Source organism: Mesorhizobium sp. M0659, assembly GCF_040320605.1.
GTDB lineage: Bacteria > Pseudomonadota > Alphaproteobacteria > Rhizobiales > Rhizobiaceae > Mesorhizobium.
The window spans coordinates 225,204-236,650 of the sequence record NZ_JAMYPY010000010.1 but is presented as its reverse complement, the minus strand read 5'-3'; the positions used below and the strand labels follow the sequence as shown (position 1 = coordinate 236,650).

General features: G+C 62.3%; 12 protein-coding genes. 7 read left to right on the top strand and 5 right to left on the bottom strand.

The features are described from left to right. Positions 1-203, top strand: a 203-nt coding sequence (locus NKI31_RS18435; protein WP_352652267.1) for a hypothetical protein, incomplete at its 5' end; no start/stop codon positions are given. Positions 204-356: 153 nt separating this feature from the next. Here the strand turns inward: NKI31_RS18435 and NKI31_RS18430 are convergent. Both NKI31_RS18430 and NKI31_RS18425 read right to left on the bottom strand, forming a co-directional pair. Next, a complete protein-coding gene (locus NKI31_RS18430; protein ID WP_352652266.1) occupies positions 357-953 on the bottom strand; it encodes a hypothetical protein in 597 nt (198 codons plus the stop codon). Between the two features lie 255 nt (positions 954-1,208). Then, positions 1,209-1,826, bottom strand: a complete 618-nt coding sequence (locus tag NKI31_RS18425; RefSeq protein WP_023668625.1) for a TetR/AcrR family transcriptional regulator — start codon at positions 1,824-1,826, stop codon at positions 1,209-1,211. Positions 1,827-1,899: 73 nt separating this feature from the next. Here NKI31_RS18425 and NKI31_RS18420 point away from each other — a divergent pair, with 73 nt between their 5' ends. Together NKI31_RS18420 and NKI31_RS18415 are read left to right on the top strand one after the other, a co-directional pair. Next, positions 1,900-3,183, top strand: coding sequence for an MFS transporter (locus NKI31_RS18420; RefSeq protein ID WP_031199478.1), 1,284 nt, complete (start codon positions 1,900-1,902; stop codon positions 3,181-3,183). Between the two features lie 263 nt (positions 3,184-3,446). Then, positions 3,447-5,021 carry an alkaline phosphatase D family protein gene (locus tag NKI31_RS18415; RefSeq protein ID WP_023830139.1) on the top strand — a complete coding sequence of 525 codons (1,575 nt, stop codon included), beginning with the start codon at positions 3,447-3,449 and terminating at the stop codon, positions 5,019-5,021. A gap of 47 nt (positions 5,022-5,068) precedes the next feature. Here NKI31_RS18415 and NKI31_RS18410 read toward each other — a convergent pair whose 3' ends face one another. After that, positions 5,069-5,347, bottom strand: a complete 279-nt coding sequence (locus NKI31_RS18410) for a hypothetical protein (protein WP_352537781.1) — start codon at positions 5,345-5,347, stop codon at positions 5,069-5,071. A gap of 197 nt (positions 5,348-5,544) precedes the next feature. Here NKI31_RS18410 and typA point away from each other — a divergent pair, with 197 nt between their 5' ends. The 3 genes from typA to NKI31_RS18395 all read left to right on the top strand — a co-directional run bounded on the left by typA (position 5,545) and on the right by NKI31_RS18395 (position 8,623). Further along, a complete protein-coding gene (typA, locus tag NKI31_RS18405) occupies positions 5,545-7,374 on the top strand; it encodes a translational GTPase TypA (protein WP_023681424.1) in 1,830 nt (609 codons plus the stop codon). 243 nt (positions 7,375-7,617) lie between these two features. Further along, positions 7,618-8,364, top strand: coding sequence for a M48 family metalloprotease (locus NKI31_RS18400; protein WP_352652265.1), 747 nt, complete (start codon positions 7,618-7,620; stop codon positions 8,362-8,364). Between the two features lie 52 nt (positions 8,365-8,416). Beyond that, positions 8,417-8,623: a hypothetical protein gene (locus NKI31_RS18395; protein ID WP_023688850.1), complete on the top strand. Its 207-nt coding sequence runs from the start codon at positions 8,417-8,419 to the stop codon at positions 8,621-8,623. 17 nt (positions 8,624-8,640) lie between these two features. Here NKI31_RS18395 and NKI31_RS18390 read toward each other — a convergent pair whose 3' ends face one another. Together NKI31_RS18390 and NKI31_RS18385 are read right to left on the bottom strand one after the other, a co-directional pair. After that, complete coding sequence (locus NKI31_RS18390; protein ID WP_023806397.1) at positions 8,641-9,267, bottom strand: DUF1062 domain-containing protein; 627 nt, start codon at positions 9,265-9,267, stop codon at positions 8,641-8,643. Positions 9,268-9,645: 378 nt separating this feature from the next. Beyond that, positions 9,646-10,680 (bottom strand): L-idonate 5-dehydrogenase, encoded by a 1,035-nt coding sequence (locus NKI31_RS18385; protein WP_352652264.1) that lies wholly within the window; start codon positions 10,678-10,680, stop codon positions 9,646-9,648. Positions 10,681-10,820: 140 nt separating this feature from the next. Here NKI31_RS18385 and NKI31_RS18380 point away from each other — a divergent pair, with 140 nt between their 5' ends. Then, positions 10,821-11,432 (top strand): LysE family translocator, encoded by a 612-nt coding sequence (locus NKI31_RS18380; protein ID WP_352652263.1) that lies wholly within the window; start codon positions 10,821-10,823, stop codon positions 11,430-11,432. Positions 11,433-11,447 lie beyond the last annotated feature (15 nt).

Genomic DNA, 11,447 nt, shown 5'->3' with positions numbered 1-11,447 from the left:
CAGGAGTTGGGTGTCTCTCCCCCTTGAGCGACGGGCGCCCGCTGCTGTGGCGCGCAACCCGCCAGATCGTCGCCTCTCTGATCGCGACCATCTTTCCTCAACCTTCCTTGGCGGCCCTGCGCCAAAAACTCCATGCCTTGCGATATCGCTGGCGCGAACCACCACGAAAGCGCAAGTTTCAGTCCATGCCAAAGCTATCTTAGCGCCTATGCCCTCAAGGGGGGAGATCGGATGTCGCAACGGCTTTCGTCAATTTTCAGCGCCGAAAGAAAAGCGCCGCCAGCGAAGCTGCCAATCTCCCCCCTTGAGGGGGAGATGCCCGGCAGGGCAGAGGGGGGTGCCTTGCACCCACGTGGCTAGTTATCCACCCGACCAAACGCCGGCACGTTGCCGATGAGGGTGTGCTTGTCCTTGCCACAGGCGAAACTCTTCGCCTTTTCGTCGGCCAGCTTGCGCGCCTGGTCATTGGCCTGCCGGTTGCCGGTGGCCAGCACGAGGCCGATGGTGCAGCCGTCGCGGGCTTCCATCTGGGCGACCTTGGCGACGAGCAGCACTTCGGTCGGCTTGTTCTCGTCCTCGGGATTGCTGATCGAGCGGCGGTGGATGACGGCAAAGGGAACGGCAACGTCGCCCTTGGTCTCGATGCGCCACTCGACCTTGGCGCCGGACGAGTTGAAGCCGGAAAAGCTCTCCCAGACCGAGGTCATGTCGCCGCCGGGCGGAAATCCGTAGAACAGCGATTCACGGGCGTCGTCATAGGCGATCAGCACGGGATAGCCACGATAGCCGGAGCAGGCGAGTTCGGCCCATTCGCCGTCGCCTTCCTGCGCCTGCGCATAGGTGACGCAGTCCTTTTGCGAGTCGAGGTCGGTGTAGACGCTTGATATGCCGTCGGCATGGGCGGTTTGGGATAGGGCGGCGAGGGCGAATGGAACAAGCAGCAGGGTTCGCATGCGGACGTCTCCCGTGAAGTTCGCCCCAGCCTATCGCCAAATCTGCGGCCGGCCTAGCGTGCCAATCTCAACGTTGGCGCCGCCCAAATCGCCCTGCCGGGCAATTCTCCCCCTGAACGGGAGAAAGTGGCCGACTGCGCCGCTGGCGACAACCTTGCAACGCTGGCAATTGGCGAAATCGTGATGAGAGCGTTCCTCGCCCCATTTCCGGGAAAGGATGCCGGCAGGTGAGGGGCGGCGCCAACGTTCGAAATGTTATTTCTTCAAGCTCGCCTCGATCAGCAGGTCGGCGTTGTGGGCGACCGCTGCCGCCGGGCCTCCGAGGCCGAAGAGCTGGCCACTGATATAGGCGCCTTCGATCAACAGCAGCAGGCCGTCGCCGAGCGTGTCAGGGTCTTTAGCGCCCATCGCTGCGGCCATGGCGCGCAGGCGGTGGCGCAACTCCTGCTTGTTGGCCTCGCTGACGACACGCGCCGGATGGCCATGTTCGGGATATTCCACCGCCGCGTTGGTCATGCCGCAGCCGCGATAGTCCGGCCTTTGCGTGCGCTTGCCGACGCGAGTCAGAAAAGCCCTGAGCTGTGCCCGCGGGTCGCCGGGATGGGCAGCCACGGCTTCGTCGAAACGCTCCCAATACTCACGGTCATATTGCCTGAGATAGGAAGCGGCGAGCTCGTCCTTGGAGGGAAAGCTGCGGTAGAGGCTGGGCTTGGTGACGCCGGCGCGCTTGACGATCTCGTCGACGCCGATCGCCCGAATGCCGCGGCGGTAGAACAGGTCGTAGGCCACGTCGAGGATTTTCTTGGCAGCCTTGGGCGGTGCGGCTGCATGACCGTCCTTGATGGTCAGTTCAATATTTTTGTCCGTTGGCATGGTATGACTCGATTGACGTGTTACCGATCGGTACGTATACATGTCCTCACCCTGCAACGTACCGGTCAGTAACATGATAGCTCAATCCCGTCCCTTTGGCCAGCGCTACGCTTTCGTCGTGGTTGGCGTCATCTTCCTCTGCTTGTTGATCGCGGCCGGGCTTCGTTCCGCACCCTCGGTGATGATGCTGCCGTTGGATAAAAGCTTCGGCTGGGGGCGCGATACGGTTTCGATTGCCGCCGCGATCGGCATCTTCCTTTACGGCCTGACCGGGCCGTTTGCCGCCGCGTTGATGGAGCGTATCGGCTTGCGCCGCACGCTGCTTGCCTCGCTTGTGATCATGTCGGGCTCGACCGCGCTCAGCCTGCTGATGACCGAGCCATGGCATCTGTTCCTCACCTGGGGCGTGTTTTCCGGCATCGGCTCCGGCGCGGTCGCCACCGTGCTCGGCGCCACCATCGTCAACCGCTGGTTCAAGACCAATCGCGGCTTGGTGATGGGGCTGATGTCGGCCTCCAGCGCCACCGGCCTCTTGGTGTTCCTGCCGCTGCTGGCATCGCTCGCCCAGTCGGGCGGCTGGCAGCCCGTCGCTACCGCCGTCTCGATCGCCACTGCCTGTCTTCTGCCGCTGGTCTGGCTGTTGGTTCCGGAGCGTCCCGCTTCGATCGGCATGGTGCGCTATGGCGCCGGGGCCGATGACGTGCCGCCGGTGTCGCCGGCATCGCAAGGCAATTTCCTGGCGCATACGCTCAACACGCTGCGCCGCGCTGCCGGCACCCGCGTCTTCTGGTATCTGTTCGCCACCTTCTTCATCTGCGGTTTCACCACCAACGGGCTGGTCGGCACGCATCTGATCTCCTTCTGCGGCGACATGGGCATCCCCGAGGTGCAGGCCGCGGGCCTGTTGTCGCTGATGGGCATTTTCGACCTGATCGGCACGACTTTGTCAGGTTGGCTCACCGACCGTTTCGACCCGCGCAAGCTGCTCGGCGTCTACTACGGCATTCGCGGCCTGGCGCTGATCTATCTGCCCTATTCCGGCTTCTCGGCGACCAGCCTGATCATCTTCGCCGTGCTCTACGGTCTGGACTGGATCGCCACCGTGCCGCCGACGCTCAGGCTCGCCAACGAGGCCTTCGGCGACCGCAGCGGCCCGATCGTGTTCGGCTGGATCGTCGCCGGCCACCAGGTGGGGGCCGCCACCGCCGCTGCCTTCGGCGGCACCATGCGCGAATTGCAGGGCAATTACGAACTGGCCTTCCTGATCGCCGGTTTGACGGCGATCGTGGCTGCGTGTCTGTCGCTGCTGATCAATACGAGCAGGCCGGCTTTCGATCCGGAGCCGCAAGCGGCGTAAGGCGCGGTACTAATCTCCCCCATCAGGGGGGAGATGGCCGCGAAGCGGCCAGAGGGGGGCCGTGCGACCGGACTCAGCCTCTTGCGCATAGGAGGTCGGCGCTCCAAGCGAGGCGACCCCCTTCTGTCGCCTTCGGCGACATCTCCCCCCTCAAGGGCGGAGATCACCTGTCGATTGTTATCAAAGTTTCATCTTCCCGAGATGTGGCTGAAACATTGAAGCTGGAGCTTGCTGGCACCGTTCGAAGCCATCAGGAGACAGCCATGAACAAGATCTCGTTGACCCGCCGCGCTTTCGTCACCTCTGCCAGCGCCGCCGGTCTGCTCGGCGCATCGGGGCTCGCTTTGCCCTATTATTCGCGCGCCAGCCAGCGCCCGGCCTTCACCCATGGCGTCCAGTCCGGCGATGTCGATGCCTCGAGCGGCATGGTGTGGACGCGCACCGACCGGCCTTCGCGCGTCATGTTCGAAGTGTCGTCGACGGAAAACTTCGCCAATGCGACGCGGCTGGCGCCGCTCGATACCTCGCCGGCCAGCGACTTCACGGTCAAGCGCCTGCTCACCGACCTCGCCTCCGACCAGGATATCTTCTACCGGATGACTGCCGCCGACCTGTCGGATATCAACGCCGTTTCCGAACCGATCGTCGGCCGTTTCCGCACAGCACCCGCCTCGAAGCGCGACATAAAATTCGCCTGGTCGGGCGACACGGCCGGCCAGGGCTGGGGAATCGATGAGACCGGCATGAAAACCTACGCCACCATCGCCAGGCACACGCCGGATTTCTTCCTGCATTCCGGCGACACCATCTATGCCGATGGCGCCATGAAGGACGAGGTAGACCTGCCTGGCGGCGGCAAGTGGAAAAACGTCGTCCTGATCGACGGCAAGCGCAAGGTGGCCGAGACGCTGGATGAGTACCGCGACCAGTGGAAATACAACATGATGGACAAAAACGTTCTGGCCTTGAGCGCCATCTGCCCGACCTTCTACCAGTGGGACGATCACGAGGTGCTGAACAACTGGTCGGATTCGAAGAATCTCGGCGCCGACAGCCGCTACACCGAAAAATCCGTCCATGTGCTCGCGGCGCGTGCGGCGCGCGCCTTCCATGAGATGACGACGATCCGCTACGAGCCGTCCGAGCCCGGCCGCGTCTACCGCAAGATCGCGCATGGGCCGCTGCTCGACGTGTTCTTCCTCGACATGCGCTCCTATCGCGGCCCGAACGGCCCCGACATGCAGGAGGACATGACGCCGCAGTCACGCATGCTGGGCGAACAGCAGACGAAATGGCTGAAGCGCGAGCTGACGAATTCCAGGGCGACCTGGAAGATCATTGCCGCCGACATGCCGCTCGGCCTCGTCGTCTGGGACGACGGCGCCAAGAAGGTCGGCGCGGAAGCCATCAGCAATGGCGACAATGGCCTGCCCAAAGGCCGCGAGCTCGAGATCGCCGACCTGTTGCGCTACATCAAGACTGCCGGCATCACCAACACGGTCTGGTTGACCGCCGATGTCCACTACACGGCGGCGCACTATTACAACCCCGACAAGGCGCGGTTCCAGGATTTCAATCCTTTCTGGGAATTCGTCTCGGGCCCGATCCACGCCGGTACCTTCGGTCCCAATGATTTCGACATGACCTTCGGCCCGGAGCTGAAATTCATCAAGGCGCCGACCACCGAACAGGGCCAGAACCTGCCACCCTCGGCCGGCCTGCAGTTCTTTGGCCTGGTGGACATTTCAGGGGCGACAGAGCAGCTGACCGTGCGGCTTATGGATCGCGACGACATCGAGCTTTACAAGGTGACGCTCGATCCGGTGCGGTCGGCGTAAGCCTTTGGGTCGGTGCGAAGGATCGCTATGCCTGGAATGGGCAGCCGTCAGTCCGGGTAGCAAACCGTCGGAATCTTCGGCCACACCGCGCTGTCGCAGCCTGCAACCCGCTGCCTCTGCTTGAAAGAGGCGCTGACCGGGCCGGTGACCACGGGGTCGACGCCATCAGGGGCGTCGGCAAACATCTGCTCGGCCGTCCGGTCGGACGACGAAGCCGGATTGGCTTCCTTCACCGTGGCGGCCGATTGAGCGGCATTGGCCGCCAGCACGGCAGCGAATGCGACCGAAGCGATGAGGGGCCAAAATCGGTTGAGTTTGTCGGTCATGAATTTCGAACTACCCGGGCCCAGAAAGGTTCCCGCCTTGGTTAACAAAACCATCTCACACCGAGATGCTTAAGATTTGATGAGTATTTGGTGGTGCGCCTCCTCTTTCGCAATTGCGAAAAACCCTGTATGAGCCGCGCAACCGAAAGAGGCGGCGCCTTTTGGCCTGCTGCCTGCAACGCTCCCGAGACCACAAAATGAAAATTCGTAATATCGCGATCATCGCGCACGTCGACCATGGAAAAACCACCCTCGTCGACCAATTGCTGCGGCAATCCGGTTCCTTCCGCGACAATCAGCGCGTCGCCGAGCGCGCCATGGATTCCAACGACCTCGAAAAGGAACGCGGCATCACCATCCTGGCCAAGGCGACCTCGGTCGACTGGAAGGACACCCGCATCAACATCGTCGACACGCCCGGCCACGCCGATTTCGGCGGTGAGGTCGAGCGCATCCTGTCGATGGTGGATTCGGCGATCGTGCTGGTCGACGCCGCCGAAGGCCCCATGCCGCAGACCAAGTTCGTCGTCGGCAAGGCGCTCAAGGTCGGCCTGAAGCCGATCGTCGTCATCAACAAGATCGACCGTCCGGACGCCCGCCACGTCGAAGTGGTCAACGAGGTGTTCGACCTGTTTGCAGCGCTTGACGCCACCGACGAGCAGCTCGACTTCCCGATCCTCTACGGTTCTGGCCGCGATGGCTGGGTCTCGGAAAATCCGGAAGGCCCGAAGGACCAGGGCCTGGCGCCGCTGTTCGACCTCGTCATCAAGCATGTGCCGGAGCCGACCGTTCATCCCGGCCCGTTCCGCATGATCGGCACCATCCTGGAAGCCAATCCATTCCTCGGCCGCATCATTACCGGCCGTATCGAGAGCGGCACGCTGAAGTCCAACCAGGCGGTCAAGGTGCTGCACCATGACGGCACCCAGATCGAAACCGGCCGCATCTCCAAAATCCTCGCTTTCCGTGGCCTCGAGCGCCAGCCGATCGAAGAGGCGCAGGCGGGTGACATCGTCGCCATTGCCGGCCTGTCCAAAGGCACCGTCGCCGACACGTTCTGCGACCTGGCGGTGACCGAGGCGTTGCATGCGCAACCGATCGATCCGCCGACCGTGACCATGTCTTTCCTGGTCAATGATTCGCCGCTCGCCGGCACTGAAGGCGACAAGGTGACCAGCCGCGTCATCCGCGACCGCCTTCTGCGAGAAGCCGAAGGCAATGTCGCGCTCAAGATCGAGGAATCGCCCGACAAGGATTCGTTCTTCGTTTCCGGCCGCGGCGAATTGCAGCTGGCCGTGCTGATCGAGACGATGCGCCGCGAAGGCTTTGAAATCGCCGTGTCGCGTCCGCGCGTCGTCATGCAGAAGGGCGAGAACGGTGAATTGCTGGAGCCGGTCGAGGAAGTCGTCATCGACGTCGACGAGGAGCACGCCGGCATCGTCGTGCAGAAGATGTCGGAGCGCAAGGCCGAGATGGTCGAGCTGCGGCCTTCGGGCGGCAACCGTCAGCGCATCGTCTTCCACGCGCCGACGCGCGGACTGATCGGCTACCAGTCGGAACTGTTGACCGACACGCGCGGCACCGCCGTGATGAACCGGCTGTTCCACGCCTACCAGCCCTACAAGGGCGAACTGCCGGGCCGCACCAACGGCGTGCTGATCTCCAACGAACAGGGCGAGGCAGTGGCCTATGCCATGTGGAACCTCGAAGACCGCGGCCCGATGGTCATCGACCCGGGCGTCAAGGTCTATCAGGGCATGATCATCGGCATCCATAGCCGTGACAACGACCTCGAAGTGAACGTGCTGAAGGGCAAGAAGCTGACCAACATCCGCGCCGCCGGCAAGGACGAGGCGGTGAAGCTGACGCCGCCGATCCGCATGACGCTGGAGCGCGCGCTGGCCTGGATCCAGGACGACGAGCTGGTCGAGGTGACGCCGAAGACCATCCGCCTGCGCAAGCTCTATCTCGACCCGAACGAGCGCAAGCGCTTCGAGAAGTCGGCCAAAGTGGTCGGCGCGGCGTAACGGTTTTTGTTTTGGCGAGATGGGGACGACCCAACCCATCGTCTCGCCGAATGGGACAGGCTTCCCACTGGGAGCAGCCTGGCGCCCAGCCAGCCCAGCGGTGTCTCTTCAAAGGACCACAGCGGAAGCTCATAGTGTCATGATATTCTCGTTCCTCTCACTCCTCCGCACGGTATGCTAGCTGTGGGTGGAGGCGAGGAAACGGGTGTGCGAAATGCCGTTCGGGATTTCGTGCGGAGTCTTATGCAAGACGACACGCGGCGAAGGCTCGCAGCCCACAAAAAGCTTGTTGGATTTGGCAACGCGGCACTGCCGGCGATCGAGTATGAGCTGGCAAAGATCGATCTGGGTAAGGTTTCCCATCGCGAAGTTTCAACGGTTGTGGCGGGCCTCGCTACTGCCCTGCACGATATTAACGAAGATGCATCTCGACGATATATTTCGGATTCGCTTGCAGGACCGATAACTCCCCTTATGCGCGCTGCGCTCCGCAGCATCGTTCGCTTTGCGATGGACGACTGGCTGCGGTCTTCAGTTGGCGACATCACTGTTCTGGAGCATGGCAAGCTCGACAGTGGTTTGGAGGCGGCGCGGCACATTGGCCACTGGCTTGCAAATGTACCTGCAGCCGATCTGATTGGCATTTCGCGAATCTATATAATCCCGGAAATCCCCGAACCCGAGTTCGCCGGCACTTACCTCCAGACAGTATCGGTCATCGAGATTGTCTGGCGACGCCCATCCAAACATTGGATTGGCAACGCATTTCGCAGATTCATGATCGAGAAAACGCTCTATCACGAAATAGGCCACCATGCGCTGCAGCATGTCGAAATGGGACAAGACCCCGATCAGGAAAAGCAGGCAGACCGCTACGCATGGCAAATGATGCGCAGGGCACATCCCAATCTATGGATGCTTACTTTTCCTCTGCGGTTCCTTGGCGCGTCTGAACGACGGAAAAATGCCAAGGAGTTGGAAGCCGTATAGGATGCGTTTCGAAAGGTCGGCCAAGGTGGTCGGTGCAGCTTAAGGGCGCGCAATGAGCGACAAACTGGTCACGGCTGCGGTATTCGACAATCGGCCCGAGGCCGCGGTCTGCATATCGATGCTTCAAGCCTACGGGATTTATGCATTTTCGGCGCATCTCGATACGAGCGGGCAAAGCCTGACCCATGTGCAGGTCGCCGACAGCGATCTCGAAGCGGCCAAGGGTTTGATCGCTTCGACCTCTGAAGAGAGCGATTAACCCCTGGCCGCAGCGGCTCATCCTCCGGCCGCCGAGATGATGACTTCGCGATCCGCTTCGCCGGCTAGGTCGATGCGGATGGTCGTCCCCTCGCGAGCCGGCTTGCGCAAAGCCTTGGCTCCCTCCGGAAAGACGGTCAACACCAGCTTCTCCTCCAGTGCCTGAAGCCGCGACCGCGAGATGCCGAGTTCGCCGGCGAGCAGACGGTCTAGCCGCAGCGATGTCGGCATTTCCAGCCCAAGCCTGATTTCAAGCGCGGCTGCGGGTTCGCCTTCGCCGCCGAGCCGGTGTTTGTGAACGGCGACATCGGGAAACTCCTCGACGCGGCCGACCCGGTTTCGCAAAGCCACGACATCGAAGGCATGGCGGCGGGCGAGGGCCGGATCGTTGCTTTCGAGCGCTGCCAGCAGCGCGGGTTCGATGTCGCGGCGGTTGCAGCGTTCGAAAATGCCGAAATTCCACGAATTGTCGCAGTCGATGCAGCGATAGATCAGCCAGACATCAATGCGTTTGCCATTGGCGTTGACGCGGAATTTGTCGCTGCAGCGATAGGCTTTCACGGCGCTGCAGCGGTTGCAGTGGACCAGGGGTCGAGGCGCGATTTCGGGCGTGATTGCCCAGTGGATAGCGAGATGTTGGGACAAGCCGGAAGACCTTCCAGTGTGGAAGTTCTTCAGGTCGGCAATGTCGAGATGCCCATGCGGGCACGGCGTGGCGAGAGCTAGCTATGTCGGAAATCAGGTGTCACGGGCGGCAGCCACGCGACAGCGGTTCAGCAGTGCCAAACCGGTCTCGAACCGCCGCCTGAGGAACACGTGAAATCAAGCAGGCATCGCTTAATGCGGCGCCCTGCCAAGTGTGATCAGGGGAGTTGGCGAGACCGGCGGTTACTGAGGCAAAATGAAGCTCGAAATGAATCTCGGGACGGCTCTTCTACAGCAATTCCAGGAAAAGTGTGAAGCGGTTTTCCGTCCGGAATTGCGAAAAACAAGGAAGCAGAGCGGCAGACAGACAAGCGGCTGTCAGGCGAAGGCGATCTGTACCTTCATCGATTTGTTGCGGTCGCCGGCGATCTCGAAAGCCGCAACCGCCTCGTCCATCGGATAGATGCCGGTCAGCAGCGGCTTGACGTCGACGCGACGGTTGTTGATCAGATCGACGGCCAGCGCGAACTCGTCGTGGAAACGGAAGGAGCCGCGCATTTCGATCTCCTTGGCGACGATGAGATTCTGAGGCAGCGACATGTCGCCGCCTAGGCCGAGCTGCACGAGCACCCCGCGCGGCTTCAGCACATCGAGCCCGGCTCGCACCGCGCGCTCATCGCCGGAGCATTCGAACATGACGTCGAAACTGCCCTTCTCGACATTGTAGCCAGCGAGCTTGTCGGCATCTGTGGCGACATTGATGGTGCGGTCGGCGCCGATCTCGTTGGCCTTGGCCAGAACCGCGTCCATGACATCGGTGACGACGATCTCACGCGCGCCGTGGACACGTGCGGCAAGGATGCTGAGCGCACCGATCGGCCCGCAGCCGGTGACCAAGACCCGCTTGCCGAGCAGCGAGCCGGCGCGGTTGACGGCATGCAGCGTTACCGCGAACGGCTCGGCAAAGGCGGCTTCGTTGATGGAGACATGGTCGGCGATCTTGTGGCACTGCCAGGCCTCGGCGACGAGGCACTGGCGGAAGGCGCCCTGTATATGTGGCATGGGCATGGCGCTGCCGTAGAATCGCATGTCGAGGCATTGGTTCTGCACGCCCTGCAGGCAGTACCGGCACGCATTGCAGGGCCGGCTGGGCGAAATAGCGACGCGGTCGCCGACGGCGAGGCTGGAGACGCCGGCGCCAAGCGCCTTCACCGTGCCGGCGACCTCATGTCCGAGGATCATCGGCTCGCGCAGGCGCACCACGCCGAAGCCGCCATGATTGTAGTAGTGCAGGTCCGAGCCGCAGATGCCGCCGGCCTCGACCGATATTTCGACCTGTCCGGCGCCAGGCGCGCCCGAATCGGTCTCTTCGATGCGCAGGTCTTTTGCGGCGTGGATGACGATTGATTTCACGGCCGCGATCCTTTCTCAAACCGCTGGCACGGGCAAGTCCGATCTCAGAATGGTGTCGCGTTCGTTGGCCCATCAGCCCGAGGGTGCCAAATTGACGCCGATCGGATATCATTTGCCATCCAACGCTCGAAGGCTCCGTCATGCACCTCACCTCGCTCCTGATCTTCGCTGCCGCTTTGTTCGTCGCCGCCGGTTCGCCCGGCCCGTCGATCGCAGCCCTTGTCGCCCGCGTCATCTCGAAAGGCTTTCGCGACGTATTCCCGTTCCTGCTCGCCATGTGGATCGGCGAGGGCATCTGGCTGTCGCTGGCGGTGTTCGGGCTGGCGGTCGTGGCGCAGACTTTTCACTTCGCCTTCGTCGTCGTGAAATGGGTTGGTGTTGCTTACCTCGCGTACCTCGCCTGGAAGATGTGGACCGCACCTGTCGACGCGAAAGAAGGCGAGATGCCGCGCGAGGATTCGCCGGCAAAACTGTTCTTTGCCGGCATGGCGGTGACGCTCGGCAATCCCAAGATCATGATGTTCTATCTGGCGCTGCTGCCGACGATCATCGACCTCGCTTCGGTGAGTGTCATCGGCTGGGTCGAACTGACGGCGACGATGGCGGTGGTTCTGATCGCCATCGATCTCGCCTGGGTCGTCGCGGCCTCACAGGCGCGCAAGCTGCTCAAAAGCAGGCGCGCCATGAAGATCGCCAACCGAATCAGCGCCACGACGATGGCCGGCGCTGCCGGGGCCATCGCGGCGCGTTGACCTCTCCTACGAGGA